Origin of the sequence: Rhodobacter viridis, assembly GCF_003217355.1 — a bacterium.
Lineage (GTDB): Bacteria > Pseudomonadota > Alphaproteobacteria > Rhodobacterales > Rhodobacteraceae > Rhodobacter > Rhodobacter viridis.
The window spans coordinates 1-17110 of sequence record NZ_QJTK01000027.1; the positions used below are offsets into that span (position 1 = coordinate 1).

Annotated in this window: 9 protein-coding genes; 2 read left to right on the top strand and 7 right to left on the bottom strand. The window is 58.3% G+C overall.

What is annotated here, in order from left to right; genetic code table 11:
- Positions 1–440 precede the first annotated feature (440 nt).
- The 4 genes from C8J30_RS17510 to C8J30_RS17525 form a co-directional block, all read right to left on the bottom strand.
- Positions 441–6032 (bottom strand): DUF3320 domain-containing protein, encoded by a 5592-nt coding sequence (locus tag C8J30_RS17510; RefSeq protein WP_220033829.1) that lies wholly within the window; start codon positions 6030–6032, stop codon positions 441–443.
- Between the two features lie 411 nt (positions 6033–6443).
- Entirely contained in the window at positions 6444–6872 is a 429-nt protein-coding gene (locus C8J30_RS17515; protein WP_110807326.1) for a type II toxin-antitoxin system VapC family toxin, read from the bottom strand.
- Between the two features lie 3 nt (positions 6873–6875).
- Positions 6876–7118, bottom strand: coding sequence for a FitA-like ribbon-helix-helix domain-containing protein (locus tag C8J30_RS17520; protein ID WP_110807328.1), 243 nt, complete (start codon positions 7116–7118; stop codon positions 6876–6878).
- A 60-nt stretch (positions 7119–7178) separates the two neighbouring features.
- Positions 7179–9095 (bottom strand): plasmid recombination protein, encoded by a 1917-nt coding sequence (locus C8J30_RS17525; protein WP_110807330.1) that lies wholly within the window; start codon positions 9093–9095, stop codon positions 7179–7181.
- A 375-nt stretch (positions 9096–9470) separates the two neighbouring features.
- Between C8J30_RS17525 and C8J30_RS17530 the strand changes: the two genes are divergently transcribed.
- Positions 9471–10982, top strand: coding sequence for a DUF6880 family protein (locus C8J30_RS17530; protein WP_110807332.1), 1512 nt, complete (start codon positions 9471–9473; stop codon positions 10980–10982).
- Positions 10983–11352: 370 nt separating this feature from the next.
- Positions 11353–12900 (top strand): P-loop ATPase, Sll1717 family, encoded by a 1548-nt coding sequence (locus C8J30_RS17535; protein WP_110807334.1) that lies wholly within the window; start codon positions 11353–11355, stop codon positions 12898–12900.
- A gap of 165 nt (positions 12901–13065) precedes the next feature.
- Here the strand turns inward: C8J30_RS17535 and C8J30_RS17540 are convergent, their stop codons facing one another.
- The 3 genes from C8J30_RS17540 to C8J30_RS17550 form a co-directional block, all read right to left on the bottom strand.
- Positions 13066–15531 carry a S8 family peptidase gene (locus tag C8J30_RS17540; protein ID WP_245909924.1) on the bottom strand — a complete coding sequence of 822 codons (2466 nt, stop codon included), beginning with the start codon at positions 15529–15531 and terminating at the stop codon, positions 13066–13068.
- Entirely contained in the window at positions 15437–16519 is a 1083-nt protein-coding gene (locus tag C8J30_RS17545; RefSeq protein WP_110807336.1) for an AAA family ATPase, read from the bottom strand. Before C8J30_RS17545 ends, C8J30_RS17540 begins: the two co-directional genes overlap by 95 nt.
- 66 nt (positions 16520–16585) lie before the next feature.
- Entirely contained in the window at positions 16586–16834 is a 249-nt protein-coding gene (locus C8J30_RS17550; protein ID WP_110807338.1) for a hypothetical protein, read from the bottom strand.
- Positions 16835–17110: the final 276 nt, after the last annotated feature.

Sequence of the window (17110 nt, forward strand, 5' to 3'; positions counted from 1 at the left end):
AATGGGCGATCAGCTTCGCGCAACTGAACGGCTGCGCAGATCGCCCATTGCTCCGTCGGCGCAACCGCGCCAAATTCAGCAAAGGACTCTGGTTTCAGCCGGATGAACATCGGGGGTCACAGCAACGGGAACATCGTGAAGATGCTCACGGCAAGCAACCCCGCGGGTGGCGGGGCTTATAGTCGAATGGAAAGTTCGCTTTAGTTGGTTGCGGGGGCAGGATCACAACATTGTTTCGCGTTCGTCCAAGCACTCAACCTAAAACCAATTCTGAAGGCAGCGTGACTCAACTCACCGGCGCCATCGTGCCTAATTGCGAGGACCCGCGGCGACCCAACCAAAATTGTTCACAACCAAGATGAGGATGACATCTCCTATCATCCCCAGTCAAAAGGCCGTCCAGTTTCCCACGCTACACTTCCCCATGCTTGGCCGTCGTCTTATTTGCTGACTTCCTCTTGTTCACTGGGCACCGCGATCTGAAGCAGCCCTTGCTGATCAATGATCGCTCCACGGCTGATAGCCAATTCGATACCCTCGACCAAGCGCCCTCGTAAGACTTCGCTGGTCGCCTTGAAGCCCAGCGATCTTGCGATCTCAGTTACAAGCTGATCCTTGGTTGCGCCGAAGTTGGCACGAACAATGGCTTCCGCACCGGCCGCAACTTCATCAACGGGAATTGCTTCTGGTTTCCGTAACCCGATTGAACTGGCTTCCGCCCGGTCACGCAAGAAAGGCTGACGCCCAGGAACAGAAAGAAAGTCGCCACAACGAACAACAGTGCCCTTCCGCTCTGCGACATCAGCGGCCGCGTGAATTGCATCACGGATGCGACTGCCTGCGCGCTTCAGACCCCACGCTTCTCTTATGCGTGTCACCACCTCATCGAAGTGAACCGGTCCTTCTGCCTCAACCGCGGCCTCGAGCAAAGCGACAAGCACCCCCCGCGGAACCTCATGAAGTTCCTCCTGATGATGGCTGGGTCGGAGCAAGACAGCTTCGACATAAGCTGGCGTCCTGGCAACTGCGGGCGGTTGTTCATCTGGCACGCCAGATTCAACACCCATGTAGGTCCAATCCCCAACCTCCTCGGCGGTTATCCTGACCTGTGGCGCCACACGCTTCGCCGCGCGAACCTCGTCCTCGGCTTTTGCAGCCTCAATTGCCGCGACGAGACGGGTCATTTCCTGCTGCGGGCGCTGGAACCAATCGGTGCTCCAAATCCGGTGGATATGCCAACCATGGCTTTCCAGAACGGATTGCCTAAGTCTGTCTCGGTCGCGCGCCGACAGTGCGTCATGGTAAGCTGCGCCATCGCATTCGATCCCGAGGAGATATCGACCGGGGCGCTCGGGATCTGCAATCGCTAGGTCAATGAAAAAGCCCGCCAGGCCCACTTGGCGATGAACGTTGAAGCCGCGCTCCTGCAACGCATTGGCCACCTGTTCCTCGAAGACACTATCATGCCCGCGACCTGTCGACTCTGCCAACGTCAACTGGCCAGTTCGCGCATAGTGCAGAAAAAGGCGAAATGCGAACACGCCCTTTCGGCTTTGCGCAAAGTCAGGATCAATGTCTTCGTCAGTCATTGACGCAAAGACCTCGCACCGTTGTTTGGCTCGGCTGATCAGAACATTGAGGCGTCGCTCACCACCTTCAGTTCCAAGTGGACCGAAGCGCATGGGGACCCTTCCACCCGGAACTGTCGGTCCATAGCCCACGGAAATGTAGATCACATCGCGTTCGTCGCCCTGCACGTTCTCCAAGTTCTTCACGAAGAACGGCTCAGAAGGATGCGCGTGGAAATACCCTTCGGTCTCGGGGTGAGCACGCCGCAGGAGTTCGAGTTCGTCGAGGATCGCCCGCCGTTGCGCCACCGAGAACGCAGCGACGCCAAGCGACAAGTCGGGATAGTCCAACGCATGCTGGATGATTGCTTTGGCGACGATCTTCGCTTCGAGGGAGTTGCAGCGCTTGCCGCCGGCGTCGAATATACCATCGGGAATATGGTGAAAGCGCAGGCCCACTCCGGCTTCGGCAGTATAGGGGCTCGGGACAACGAAAAGCTTGCTTTCGTAGAACTGTCGGTTGCTGACGGCGATGAGAGATTGGTGCTTGCTGCGGTAATGCCAACGCAGCATCCGCATCGGCAATCCTCGCGCAGTGAACAGGCCGAGGATGCTCTCGATGTCGGCGACGCGGCTGCCATCATCTTCGTCCTCGTCAGCAGAACCAGTCATCCGCGCAAAGAAAGATGTCGGGGGAAGTTGCCTCGGATCGCCTACGACCACAACCTGACGAGCCCGCGCCACGGCCCCCAAAGCATCGACTGGCTGTATCTGACTGGCTTCATCCATCACGAGCAGATCAAAGTCGATTGCACCCGGCGTCAGGAACTGCGCGACACTGAGGGGACTCATCATGAAAACAGGCTTCAACGCCTGAAGGGCCGGCGCTGCCCGCTCCACCAATTTGCGGATTGGCATATGGCCACGCTTCTTCTGCAACTCGTTTCGCAAAATTCCGAGGGGGCCGACCGCCCCGCCGTCGCGCGGCGGAATGCGCTTGCTATGCGCCCGCACAATTTCGTCGGCGGATACGTGGATCCTCTGAAGATCGAGATCGGAAAACTCCACCACCTTTCGGGAATGCAGCGTTCCGTCAAATTTGCTGATCTCAGGATCAGTCGCGCACATGATCGAGAAAATGGCTTCGTAATATGCCATTTCAAATGCCGGAACGGCACGCTCAGGGGACAGCCGACCATCGGAAAGGCGATTCACAATGTCGGCGCAGCCCAGTGCGCGGCCACGTTCCGCGCGATCCCGGTAGGATGTCCATTGGTACAGGCCCTCGCCGGACTGGCTCCAAGTGTTGAAAAGTGAAACCGCTTTGTCGAATGCCAGACATTCCAGATTGCACCCGGCGGCCGCCTCGATGTCGAGGTCAAGCAAGGAGAGGACCTGCGTAGTGTCACGCAAAATCGATTGCCAGTGGCTATCTATCCGTTCTGCACGGTCCGCCAACTGGAGGTGATCGGCCACACTTCTCGCAAGCTCAAGAATGTCCTGGTTGGCCACCGCCCAGCCGCATGCGGCCTGAAGATCTGGCCAGGACGATTCATTGCCCCTCCACAGACTTCCGAAGGCGCGCTTTGCCCAGCCATCCGCAAGCGCGACCTCCTTCTCGGCCTCCTGAACCGCGCTTATCTTGGCAAGAATATCCAGCCGTTCACCCATTGTGTCCGGGAGTGTCCTGAACAGACGGCGTGAACTTTGCTCGGCATTAACGACGGATGTCGCGTCCGCAATCAGTTCCGTCAGCCGCATTGCTTCAAGAGGACGGTCTGAAAGCTTTGCAAAGAGCTCTGCGGCTGCGCGCAGATTATCGACGCCGGCCAAGCGATTCATGTGCTTTTCGACCGCTGTGCGATCCGGCTCGCGCAACGCGATCTGCCGCATCGAACTCCCCAAATTTCCCAGCGACAGCATCCAGTCCACAACTGCGGCCAATTGCGACACGTCTGATCGCTCACCGCGCCAAAGCGGGCCGAATGCCGCACTTGCCGTTGGCTCAGACCGCGCGAGGAGTTCCTTGGCCACCTTGCCCTTTCGCAGCAGGTCAAGCTGCGCAAGGGTTTCGTCGAGAGATTGGTCTGGGTCAACCAAGCAGGATCGAACCAAGCGGTTCGCCTTGCGCCAATCACCGTTCAAGCTCTTTAAGAGCCCGGTGCCATGGGAGGCAAGAACAAAGCGGGCCGGAGCGAGATCGGTATCCCAAGCAGAATCTGCGAGCTTCCCATCCAATGCCGCTTGGACTTCGCGGTAAGCTCGCACCGCGTCAACCGCGTCCTGCAAAACGCCGGGATTGCGCTCCCAGCTTTGGTCGGCCAAGGCCGAGATGATCGCGACCGGAGCAGATGCAATCTTGTCTGCCAGTCGGCTCAGATGCTCAAGATCCGAAAAAAGCTCAGGAACGGTTTCGCCCAGAACATTGGCGATATCACAAGCGGCCTCGAACTTCGGCAGCAATTCAGAAGCCAGCGATTCAATTTGGGCGAGGTCGTCATTCGTCGTGACCGTGGAAATCTTGGTCAGGACTGGCGACAAGCCATTCAGATCTGAGTGGAAGGCATCCTCGAAAACCGTGTCTTCAAGGGAACGTTTCATTTCCGCATGGCTGGCGCAGAACTCAATAAAATGATTGACTTCTGTCAGATTGGTCAGCCATTGCGGCGCCGAGAACGCGTCGGCGGAGAGAGGCGATGACGCAAGCCTGCGGGCAAGTGCTGTTATTATTCCCGTATCGAGCCAACAGGTCGGCGGCTCTTTGCCAAGCGTAGCGGCAAGCTCATTGATTGGCCTGGCAACGGTGCGCCATTGATCAGCCACCTGCACAAGCCTGGCCGTCAGTCGCTCGACATCCATCGGTGTAATGCTGGACAGTTTTACGCCGAACCAGAGATGGTCAGCTGGATTACCGATTTCTCTGACCCTTTCGGCAAGTTCCGAAACGATGCGGTGGCGCAGGTCAAATTCGTCTTTCGTCCAGGAGCCGGGTTCGGTCAGGACAATGTCATTTGGTTGCTCCCCGGCGTTACGCAGACGGACAAGCTGACCGATGACGAGATAAGGAGTGAGCCCCGAGGGACGATGTTTGCGATGAATTCGCGCGACATGACCATTCAGTTCATCGCGAAGCTCGGTCAATTTTGCATTCAGCGAACCGAGGTCGCCGATGCGCGGCGATCCGCTTTCCCAGGTGCGACGAAGATCTTCCAGGACAGACTTCTTGTTAGCGCGGTGACTGTGCAACTCAAGGCACGCGGCCCCTACCCCTGTGACATCGAGGCGCCGCTTCACGACCTCCAAGGCAGCCATCTTTTCCGCCACGAACAAAACCGTGCGCCCATCTGCCACAGCCGAAGCAATCAAATTTGCAATCGTCTGGCTTTTGCCCGTGCCAGGCGGGCCCTGAATGACCAGGTTACGACCGTTCCTGACCTCGTGGATGGCAAGCGTCTGAGAACTGTCGGCGTCGAGGATGTGAAGCATGTCTGCCGGCGCGATCAACGGATCGATCGGTGCGTCTTCGTGCAGCAATGCCTCACCCGCAGAAAACCCATCCTCCAACAAACCTGTAAGCAAGGGTCGTGAGGTAAGCGTCGCGCCATTCGGCCATATCGAAGGATCGAGGTCGCGGTACATCATGAATTTGGCGAAGGAGAAAAGCCCCAAAATGATGACATCACGGTCGACGCCCCAGCCCTCCTTAGCGTCGATAGCCTGCTCCACGCCGTCGAAGTAAGAGGACAAATCGAAAGTTTCACCGACCTCGAATTCCGGCAGCCGGATACCATGAAGGCGATCCAGGAAGTTCTCAAGCGACAAGTTCCCGGCGAAATCTTCTGGACGAGACCTGAGTTTGAACCTCTCGCCTGCTGTCCCGCGTTCCAAGGTGACGGGGATAAGAAGCAAAGGCGCATGCCGGATGTTCTTCTTGTCCAGAGGATCGACCCACCGAAGGACGCCAAGCGTTAGGTAAAGGACGTTGACGCCCTGCTCATCTTCGAGCGTGCGTGCGTCATAATACAGGTCGAGCAGGCGCTTTTGTAGACCTTCTGGCGTGAATTTTGTCTGGAGCCGCGTGTCGCTATGGCGCGCCGCAACGCCTCGCTCATCGAAATCCTGATCCTCAGGCAATGCAAGCGCTTCGATGACATCGGCGTCTTCGTCTATCGGGTCGGCTTCTGGCGGGGTGCTCCCGTCTGCATCTTTGGCCGCCTTGCGAGATGGTGACCCGGGCACAAAGGTGAAAGCTTTGCCATCACCAACCAGCAGGCGAAAGACTTCGTTGCTTTTCTCGTCGAAGATTTCGATTGTTTTGGTGCCTTTGCCCGACCGAGGCATGTTCAGGAGGCGATTTCGGGCTGAAAGGTCGAGAAGTTCCGTCCGCGCCTTCTCGAGCTTTTCGCTGATAGACCCTTTGCCGGAAAAAATGGATTCCTCGGCGCCAGAATGCAAATCGTCCAAAATATCCTCCTAGCGTATTCACGCGTTCGCGGTCGTCATTGGATATCGAATTGTCGTGTGAGCCGTCGCTCGCGATGAGTGCATGTCGATTCATTATTTCTCGCCCGCCCCGAACCAGTTTTCCAGCCTGAATTTCATCGCGGTGCAGATACTTTGTTCGGTCGGTAGAACCTTGTCCGGCCGCCAGTATAGCCTGAGCGCGGCATCCTCTGGCAAGCCGTGAGGATCGACGCAACGAGACGCGACAATAAAGCCCTCAGTCATGCCTGGACCCTGCGGATATCATGAAGCACTCAACCCTACCTGTCAGGGCAAATGCGGACCAGAACTTCGCTCCAGAGGCGGCGAAAACATTTATTGTCAGTGGGTTAGCGAAAGCCATATTGTAGCCAACGAGTCCACCGTCATAGTTTAGGCCTGTGAAACGACCCACGGGTTGATGATCGTCGGGCCGCAGCCCTCGAAATCCTTGGTGTTGCGGGTCGCCACGGCGGCGCCGGTGGCTGCGGCGATGGCGGCGATCTGGCAATCGGCCTCGGCGATCGGGCGTCCGGCCGCACGGCGGGTGGAGGCGATGCGCGCATAGGCGCGGGCGGCGGGGCTGTCGAAGGGCAGCACCCGGCCCGCGAAATCCTCGGCGATCATCGCGTCAAGCGCGACCTGCAGCCGGTCACGGCGCTGGCCTTCCGGCAAGATGGCGATGCCCGTGCGCAATTCCGCCTCGGTCACCGCGGTCAGGAACAGATCAGCCGCATCGCGGGCCGCGAACCACGCGAGCACCTCGGGCGAAGGTTCCGCCCGCATCAGTTCAGAGATGACATTGGTGTCGAGCAGGATCATCGCTCAGCCGAAATCCGGCAGATCCCGCATCGGGCCACGCGAGAGCGGCTCCAGATCGACGCCGCCCAGTGCCGCGAAACGGGCGTGGATGGCCTGCCCAAGGTTCCGAGGCATCTCGGGCGCGGAGACGCTCAGGCGCAGGATGTAACGCACCTCTTCTTCCATGGAACGGCCATGTTCGGCCGCACGCACCCGCAGGCGGCGCTTAACATCGTCATCGAGATTGCGGATCGTAATGCTGGCCATCGGACCCTCCGGTTACGCTGCAAAGGTAAGAGATGATTGCACTGCAATCAAGATCAAGCCTCACCTGATGCCTTTGTCAAAGCCATGCCGATCTCCGATTCCGGACAATCTTTCCGCCTGCGCCTCGCTCAATTGCGCCCGCAGCCCCGAGACAAACGCGAGATCCCCCCGCAGCCGCTCCCGCTCCACCGCCAGACGTTTTTTCACCACCCGCGCGGCCATGGCCGCGATCTTGGTGATCAGTGGCAGACCCGGTTTCAGCCGCGAGCCCACTTGCTTACGCTCTTCAACGTCCTGAGGCGCGTTTTCACCCCAGTTCACCTTATTCTCTTGTTCAGAGAAAGCCAGAGTCCCAGCGCACACCGCCTCAAGGCCCTCTTCAACTGCGGCAACCACGACCTTGGTCGCCTCCACCTGGCGCCGCGCCTCTGCCAATCGCTTTTCTCCGTCCTTGCGGTCGTTCTCGACCGCCCGAAGCGTGTTTTTTTCCTCCGTCATCCGGTCGGTGATGGCACCGACCTCCTGCCGGACCATCGCCAGATTTTTTTCTTCCTCCACCACAAGAGCTTGGACCAACCCCAGTTTTTCTTCCTCCAACGCCAGTTCTGATCCCACCCGTTCCCGTTTCAGCTCCCAGCCCCGTTCTTCCTCCAACGCCCGTTCTTGAACCAACCTCAGTTTTTCGCGCAACTCCCGAGCCATTTCCTTCTGCTCCAAGGAATCACCCTCAGCCACCAGCGCCTCGGCCCGGGCCTTGTCTCGCGCCCTCTCCGCCTCCTCTTTCCCTTTCCGGAATCGTTCCCGGTATTCCCTCTCTTCCGCAATCTCCGACCGCACCAGCCGCAATTCCGCAGTCGTACCCTGGATTTCTTCGGTCACCTCCGCAGCCCTGTCACGCAGCGCCGCCACCTCTCCCCAAGTCTGCTCACATGCGTCCCGCGCCGCGTCGGCCTCATCACGCAGATGCGCGACCGTTTCGGTCAACGCCACTTTGCCCCGCTCCAGCCGCTTCACGTCACGATCTGCCGCTTCTCTCCGAAGCCTCGCCTCCTTGACCGCCCGTTTTCTGGCCTTCCTGATCACCTTTTCGCCAAGGTCTCGCGCCTCCCCTACCGCCTCACGCGCCCCCTCTTGCGCGACAGAAAGCACCTGCACGGCATCTGCCTGCGCGTCCGCCAGAAGCTTCGTCCGCCACTGCGACGGCGGAACATGCGCCCGCTTCTCCGGCGGCCGTTGTCCCGCCGCTTTCGCCGCACGGGCAGCCTCGGCCCGGCGCTCCCCCCGGGTGATACCAAGCGGCGCGAAGGCTTCGCCCGCCAGATCCTGCGCCGTCTCGTACCGCGCAATCAGAGGATTGGCCGATGCCTGCAACAAGAGTTGCCGCCCGCTGTGTTTCGAGACCTTTTCGCGCCAGACCGCCACGACGAAATGAATGTGAAACGCCTCTTCATCGGCGTGACCCGAGGCATAGCGCAGCTGCCCATTCGGAAAACTCTCCTGCAGAAAATCCATGGCCCTGGCTTTGAATTCCGCAACCTTGCCCTTGTCCCATTTCGCAATCCCGGCGCCACCGAACCAATCCTTGTTGACCGTGATAATCCCTTCCCGGAGTGGCCCATCACTGCAAGAATTCCACGGATCGGAAAGGCCAAGCACTTTGAATTTTTCGGCGTCTTTTTTCCGAGATTTCGCCTCCAGAGCGCGGATTTTTTCCGCAAAATTTCCTTCCTGAGCCGCTCTGATTTCAGATTTTATTCTCAGGTCCCAATCTGGCTCTCCCAAAAGTCTCTCGTTGAAAGGCGTTGCCGCGGGATCGACATGTGACAGATCTCCGCCGCGTCGCCGATCATGCATCAAAATGCGCCAGATATCTTTCGGATGCAGCCCCTCAAGCCGAAATACGATCGGAAAACTGTTTTCCGTAACCGGAAATACATTTTCAAATTTTGGCTGGACGGACATGATTTCCTCGTGCATCTTATGGCAAGGGAACTGTCCAACCTGCCCCCGAAAATCGGCGCACCATTTTCAATCACAAGCTCGTGAATACTTCACGAGCTTTACTCACTAGGCATTTTGCAATCCGCTGGCGCAGATTTCAAAATACCCGTTCGCTCAGGGGATACCCCCGAGACCCCTTCTCGCACTCCCGGACAAGCCGGAAGTGCTGCGACCAGCATGCTGCTGGACCCGGACTCATTTTCCTGAATCAGGTTTTCCTGTTTTCTTCGGATGCGCCTTTTCCGGATTTTGGGGGCACCGCTCTTTCCGCCGGAAAGACCGCGTTCCTGCCCTTGCCGCCCGCCTTGGCCTCGGGCAAAGTCGCCTGACCTGCCGCTTCGGACGCTCAACATGGCCCGCAAACCGACCCTTTCCCCCGATGCCCTCGAGGCGCTTGGCGCCGCGAAACTCGCCGCCCTCGTCTTCGAGGAGGCCAGCACGAACGCCGCCTTCAAGCGGCGCGTCGCGGCGGCGCTGGCCGGGCAGTCCGGCCCCGAGGCCATCGCCAAGCTGATCGACCGCCGCCTTGCGGGCCTTGAACGCGCCCGCGCCTTCGTCGATTGGGAAAAGGCCCGGGCGTTTCGCGACGATCTCGCCGCCCTTCTGGCCAGCATCCGCGATGAGCTTGCCCCCGCCGATCCCGACCTCGGCGCCGACCGGCTGTTGCGATTTCTCGCCACGCACAAATCCGTCTTCGAGCGGATCGACGATTCCTCGGGCAAGCTTCAGGACGTTTACGAAGACGGCATCGCCGCCCTCGGCCCGATCGCGGCCCGGCTGTCGCCCGAGGCGGCCCATCCTCTGCCCGACCGGATCATGGACCGGCTGGGCGAGCTTGAGCATGGCTATCTGCCGCGCGTCGCCGATCAGGTGATCCCGCATCTGCCCCCCGACGTGCTTTCCGCCTGGGAGGAGGATCTGGCCCGCCGCTCGGCCGACCGTCACGCCGAGGAGGCGCCGCAGCGCGCAACCGGCCGGTGGTTCTATTCGATGACCGATCAATGGCGGCAGATCCGGCAGTCGATCGCGCGGGCCCGGGGCGACCTCGACCATCTCGTCGCGCTGGAAGGCGAAAAATCGGAACGCGGTCAAGACACGCTTGGCCTCGCCGAGACGCTGCGCGATGCCGGTCGGCTTTCCGAGGCGCTGGATTGGGTGCGCAAGGGCGGGCCGCGGGCGCATTCCACCTTGCTCGATTTTCTCGACGACGAGGACGACAGCGACAGCCCCGCGGTGCGGCAGGCCCTGCTTGAGGCCGACATCCTGAAACGGCTCGACCGACGAGAAGAGGCGCGCGGGCTCCTTTGGGATCGGTTTCGCGACACACTCGCGCCGCCGATCCTGCGCGCCTATCTGCGGGCACTGCCGGATTTCGAAGATGGCGCGGCCGAGGAAAAGGCGATGGTCGTGGCGCTCGACCACCCCGTGCCGCTTGTGGCGCTGCGGTTTTTCCTTGATTGGAAGCGGCCCGATCTGGCCGCCCAGGTGGTGATCGCGCATCGGGGTGCCTGGTCAGGGTCGGACTGGCACATCTTGCCCGCCATCGCCGAGACGCTGGAGGCCGAGCAACCGCTGGCGGCGACGCTGCTCTATCGCGTGCTACTTGATGACATCCTCGCCCGTGCCCGGTCGAAAGCCTATCCGCATGGCGCGAAATACCTGCACATCCTCGACCGCCTTGGCACTGCCAGCGATGCCGATCCCGCGCGGCCACAGGATATGGAGATGCATGCGACCTACCGCGCGGGGCTGAAGGCGAACCACGGCCGGAAATCCGGGTTCTGGGGCTTGGTCGAGGGACGCGTCACCCGCGAACCGGAGGCAACCTTCATCGGCCGCCGCCCGTTGTGGCGCGAGAGTTGACGGGGAAGGTCAAGCTAGGACGGCAAATTGGAGAAAACGGCCACTCGCAAGGTACGCAGGGTGCAGACGCTACGGTCTGGCCGTCGCGTCTCGCGCGGAAGACCTACCCGGCCCTCAGCCGCCGGTCGGCCCTCCCGGCGCATGCCGCCCAAGCAGCCATTCGAGCGAACCGCAGCGAGGGACCTGACAGTCGCCGAGGGCGAGACAGCGCAGTTCGCTACACGCGATGCTTCAAGAAAGCCAGACGGCCGAAAGTTCGCTCCGTACTTCAATACTTGCAGCGAGATCGAAAAATAGCTGGTTGCAATTCCTCCTCATATGTAGAGTATTGATTGGGTCAAGTGTCCATGAGATCGTGAGAGTTTGTGCGATGAATATTTCTGTCGATAAAATCCGCTTCGGAGACCCCGATGCCTTGCATGAGTACATGAGGCAAGAAAAGGATGGATCACGCGTCCTATTCAATTCATTCACCTCACCGCCAAAGGCAAACATCTCTCAGCTCGAGAATGGATCAAAGTTTTTTATTGTAGGTCCAAAAGGATCTGGAAAGACTACGATCCTGCTGCACCTTAGGCACATTATCGGGGAAGAGAACTCGGCACTCATCCTGTTCAAGTCAAAAATTCGGTCCGAAGACAGATCGAAGCTTGACAAAATGACAAGGACAATCGTCGTCGAGGATCAGGGAAAGTTTGCCGTCGAAACAGATTACCGGACGGTATGGGAATGGTTCATACTCAAGAATGTCTTCAGGCTCATCAAACCATCTGATGTGCGAGATGGGAAGGATTACTTCCAGGATGTTTCCCTTCTCCTGCAAGCTGATCAGAGGAAATTCAACACACTATTCGACTCAATGAAGATAGAAGGCGCCAAAGGAAAGGTCAGCCTTTCAATAAATGTTGGCGCTTTAAAATCAGAGATCGGGGCGGAAATCGAAGCAAGGCGCAAAGACGATGGGGGAAACTCCGTCGACTTACTTGACCTAGTTAGACTTTCCCAGGAAGCGCTGAAGAGTATTAAGCTGAAAGATGGTGTGAAGGTTAGGTTATATATAGATGAGCTCGAGTTCTTCCTCGAGGAAATGGGGAGCGGAGAGCGCGACAGAAGAATGGTGCGCGACTTAATTTTCTCTGCTTACTCAATGAATCAGACATTCCATGAGTCGGGAATTGATGCACTGTGCTATGCTTCAATCCGATCCGAGGTGATCCACTCGTTTCCCGGATCCTCAAACGAGCTTAATAAAATAATGAAGTCATTTTCCGTGAATCTAAATTGGGAGCCGGCACCCGGGCAGTCCAGCAGTATTTTGGAAATATTTCGAAAGAAAATTGAGAACTCCGAAATAGAAGAAGGGGAAATTCCCACTCCCGACCCTTGGAGTAGCTACTTCCCTGCAGCAGTAAAAGATAAGGAATTTCAGCGCTTTTTGCTCGACATGGGGTCTCACAGGCCACGAGGCGTACTTCTCTGCTTGTTGGCCGCAGCAGACAGGGCGTGGGGTAAAACCGCGTTCTCCGAAGACGATTTCGACGACAACGACAATTCTTTTGCGCAGGCAATGCTTGATGAGTTCAAGGATGAGCTATCGGCTAATCTATTTGATTATGAAATCGATGCCGCCATCTCTATATTAAGGGGGAAGCACTACATTTTCGATTTGGAGATATTTACAGGAAGGATTAATGAGGCCGCCAGCACGATCGACACCGTAAGGCGATTAAAGAACTCAAGGCGTCCAGAGTTTGTCGTCTCGGCGCTGTATCGCGCCGGGGTAATTGGTAATTTTTTCAAAGCTGAAGGAAGTGGCCTGCAGCGTCAGACATGGGCAGCGCGTGGTTATCCAGATCCAATCCTAGACAAGCCATTCATCGTTCATCAATCCATCCAAAGGTTGCTCGACATGGTTTAAGGTCATCATGGCGGCTAAGCGAGGCGCGAATTGCTGCTATCATCGATTGCTGTGAATGCAATGCCGCAACCTCACCGTCGGCAAAACGCCCTCTGTGACGGCGGCGACCTGACCAGCGTGCTCGGCCCTCAAGCGCAATGCGGATGTTGCCGAAAAGATCTCCGCTCAAACAACCATCTGCACCCGCGCAGCGTTCATCGCTGCAATCGCTGCCTCAACCTCCGTATAGAGGTCCGTTTCGACATCCCCGGTATCCAGTTCAACGACGAGAGCGAAGCGCGCCGTCTTTTGGCTGACGTTCCGGGTCGACTTTGATTTCCACCAACCTGCCACTGGGTGAACCGCAAGCATGTTTCTCCGGGCGAGATCCGAAGCCGCGCACCGCAACTCGTCGATGTGCAAGCTCCCCACATCGCGTCGGTTACGTCCATAGACCCATCCATCATTGTCGGCCACAGCTTCCGCTTCCGGGTCATCCGCCAGCCTGTTTATCCGAGCCTTGAACTGCGCCTGGTTCTCATTGGCTCGGTTGAGCTTGAAACGAAGATTATGCGATGCATAGCGGAACTTTGATCCGCGTGCCGCTTCCGAGGGATTTGGTTCAATGAACGTGCTCAGTGTAACTCGTAGCGTTACTTCAGCGGTGCCGAGCGCCCTGAGGGCATTGCGAGGCCAAGGAAGCTCAAAGAACTTCATCTGATTGTGGACAGGGTCAGCCCCGGCCGTGTCGCTCGGCCGATATGGGATGATCGTGTCTTGAACGATGAGGGACAGAGCATTCGCTGCGCTGCGCCGAGCACGCGCTTGGTCTGGGACGCCGTAGCCATACCGTCGAAACAGCTTCGCGAAGTCACCTTTTGAGGGATTTGCCGGCAGATGCGTCTTCATCTGCTGCGTCCATCGAGCCGAGGAGACGAAAATCGCACGTATCGTCTCTGGCCACAGGGCAGGGTAATCCTCCCAAAGCTCCGTGACAGCCTTCGCGGCAAGAGCTGTTGCCGCGCTGGTGTCTGCAGTCGTCGTAAGTGACCGCATTGGATACTGATGGTCGGTCGTGAGCAGCGAGAGCGCGGGGTGCTTCATCCGGGGCGGAAGGCGATCCTGTACCCAATTGCCTCCTTCCATCACCACGTCGGGCTTGATCGGCCAGTGCCTCCACCAGCTTGCTGTGCGCGACGATGGCGAAAGGTCGCCGATGGGGGCAACGGGCTGGCCGGGCAAGTCAGCAGGCAACCTGACCTTGTCAGTGCAGGCTCCTACGCAGATTGGGTTCCATGCTTGCGCAGGCGATTCAATCTCATGATCTGGATCATCACAGATCGACAGGTAATCACCGCCGCGGAAGCGGTTCTGGTCCGTGTTTCCAGCAGAAATTACGAACAATCGCTGTCGCTTCTGATTCCCCGACACGCCTGCGGTGAGCTGGTCAATCTCGCTCGACCAAGACGTCGGAGCGCCGTCGTGAGGCGTGTCCTCGTCTGTCGTGCTGGCCATCGAAAAGGTTCTGCCTCGCGCCGCATTCGCCTCAACCGCGTTTACTGCCTTGAGAACGACGGCGCCCAGCAGATGGTGAGGATTCTGGCCAGCATCAGGGATGATCTTGGCTGACTCGAGCCGGTGCTGGACTTGAACAGGCATGTTGCTTTGGATGACCGGGAGCAGATCTCCGTAAAGCGAAATGCCTGCAAGCTGGGTGCCATGCCCCCTGCTGTCGTCCAAACCCCATCCCAGCTGCGCCGCGTGACGATCGGCCGGGTCAAGAAAAGGACGAATGAGAGGATGGTTCAGTCCCACGCCACTGTCGAGGAGCGTAATGTATCTCGGGTCCGCTGCAGCGGGCGGCTGTAAGAGGCCTTCCATGGCCCTGGCCCATTCAGCTTGTTCTTCCGGCGCCAGCCCTTCGAAATAATCAGATAGGACGGTGGGGGCGGCAAGGGCTTTAACCGTCCCAAACGTGCGGACGGCTTCGGCGATTTGGGCGTGCGTTCCGTAACCGACGACGACAATGTCTTCCGGAAACTCTAGGCGCCCTCCTTCCGCTTGTGATTCTCCTCCTTCAAAGCGGATACCAATGCCGCGCGCTTGCGCGATGAAATGGTCAGTTCCGCTCCGGTCCAGCCAGATTTCCCAAGGATGCGTTGCTCCGTCGTCCTCGGGGAACTTTGCAGATGGGCTCCGCCAAAGTGCGCGCAGTCCTGCCTCGACGATGGCCCTAATACTCTGAACGAGGTCGGCATTCTTCGGTCGCCCGGTCTGTGTGTCCTCGTCCTGAAAGGCCTCGACCTTTTTCCGCAGATTGGCCAAGCCGACTTGCGACGCGAAGACGGTCGCGCGAGCGGGTTCGGCTTCATTCTTGGCGTCAGAATCCACTCTGAGCAGATGCAGGCCGCTAGCATCAAGGCTCTTGGTCACGAATGGTTCGTTAGGTCGCGCCTCAATCTCGAGATAAACACCAGGCCGTCCCTGTGCCGCCGGGTCACCGATTCCATCGATTGCACGCAGGAGCGCCAGTGCATGTGCGCGCCGGTCCGGGACGTCACTTGGTCGCTTTGTCTGACCGCCGCCCTTGGCTTGAAACACGACTGCCTGTCCGAGGCCGTTTAGAATCAGATGAGGGCGATTGCGTTCCATTCAGCGATGTTCCAAGTCCATGCAACGCACGCCGGCGCTCCATTGATGCGATAAGCGTATCCGTCAAAATCCTATCTGATGAGGACAAGACGGCGCGTCGCCCGGCATCTTCTCCTGCAGCAACAACATCTGCGGTTGAAAGACCTTCCGCAACCCTCGACACGGCATCCCAGTCCACATCTGTGACGCTGAAACCGATCAAGCGCCGCCGCAAAGCCTTCTGGATTGCCTCTTTGGAAGGCAGCTCGTATGGCAGCACCAGTTCGAAGCGCCGAAGAATTGCTCTGTCCAGAATCTCAGGGATGTTCGTGGTCGCAACAACGATAGACGGGCCGGTATCTTCATCCAGGAACTGGAGGAACGAGTTCAAAATTCGCCTGGCTTCGCCAACGTCATTTTCGTTTCCGCGAGATGCCGCAAGCGCGTCGATTTCGTCGAACAGGTAAACGCCGCGAGTTGTGCGGATCGCATCGAAGATCAGGCGCAACTTCTGCGCGGTCTCTCCCATGAACTTGGTGATAAGCCCATGAAGCAGGACCGTGAATAAGGGGAACTTGAGTTCGCCTGCCAATGCCTCAGCGCTCAGGGTTTTCCCCGTGCCTGGAGGGCCGGAAAAGAGGAGCCGTCGGCGTGGATGGAGCCCCTTCTCTTCGAGAAGATCACGTTTACGGGTTTCGACAACGATTTGGCGCAGTTCGTCGGAGAAGTAATCCGGCAGGATCAGGTCGTTGAGCGTTGTTGTCGGGTACCGCGCCCCCAAGATACCCGCGAGATCGCCGCGCGGGGCAGCCAGCGGTGTCAACTTCGCAGGCACATTGGTCTTCGGGGTCTTTGATGCTTCAGCCCATTGCCGCAACTGTTCCGAAAGTCGGTTGTGGCCGCGCTGTTCTTCCGTTGCGGCAAGCTGCATAGCGAGATCGAAGAATCGCTCTTCGTCCCCCTCTGCGTGGCTCTTTATGAGCCCGATAAGTTGCTGCGCCGAAGCCATTTTTGAGCCTTTACGACCTTCTCGTCGCGGCCTAAAATCCGCACCTTTCGCTATTGTTTAGCAATCTCAAGGGCTGATGCGCCAGCAAAACCGCCCTCCAGCTCCGAATTTTTCCGTCGTATTGCCCCTAGCCATCTTCATCACATGCCGGATGTGCTTTCGGTATTGGGCTGGGAAATGGTGGAAGGTCAGCGTCTCGGCCCAGTCCTTCGCCAACTTGGCGACCGCTTTGTTGTATTTGACGCTGTCGGTTTCGACTGAGGAAACGAAGGCGATTCTGGCCGCTGACTGCATTTTCTGCGTGACAGATGTCATGCAGATGGCCCTTGGCCTTCGTCGGCAAGGACTTCGACGGCGAATTCAGGACGCTTGTGGCTGGCTCCGCAATCCAAAACCGTGCAACCTTCTCAGGCCGCCGGGGTGATCTCAGTCAGCACCTCGCGCTCGCGCAGATTGGCAGTGGACAGCCTTGCTGCGCCGCATGCCTAGGTTGCGGGTGCTGTGACCCCCGATAACTCGTCCATCTGATGCTAGAGTCCGTCCCAATGAGAGGACCGGACATGAAGAGATCGAAGTTCACCGAAGAGCAGA

Bases quoted from the DNA above. Each gene is read 5' to 3' on its own strand.
- C8J30_RS17515 (WP_110807326.1), bottom strand. From the start codon at position 6,872: ATGATCCTGCTCGACACCAATGTCATCTCTGAACTGATGCGGGCGGAA.
- C8J30_RS17520 (WP_110807328.1), bottom strand. From the start codon at position 7,118: ATGGCCAGCATTACGATCCGCAATCTCGATGACGATGTTAAGCGCCGC.
- C8J30_RS17525 (WP_110807330.1), bottom strand. From the start codon at position 9,095: ATGCACGAGGAAATCATGTCCGTCCAGCCAAAATTTGAAAATGTATTT.
- C8J30_RS17530 (WP_110807332.1), top strand. From the start codon at position 9,471: ATGGCCCGCAAACCGACCCTTTCCCCCGATGCCCTCGAGGCGCTTGGC.
- C8J30_RS17535 (WP_110807334.1), top strand. From the start codon at position 11,353: ATGAATATTTCTGTCGATAAAATCCGCTTCGGAGACCCCGATGCCTTG.
- C8J30_RS17540 (WP_245909924.1), bottom strand. From the start codon at position 15,531: ATGGAACGCAATCGCCCTCATCTGATTCTAAACGGCCTCGGACAGGCA.
- C8J30_RS17545 (WP_110807336.1), bottom strand. From the start codon at position 16,519: ATGGCTTCGGCGCAGCAACTTATCGGGCTCATAAAGAGCCACGCAGAG.
- C8J30_RS17550 (WP_110807338.1), bottom strand. From the start codon at position 16,834: ATGACATCTGTCACGCAGAAAATGCAGTCAGCGGCCAGAATCGCCTTC.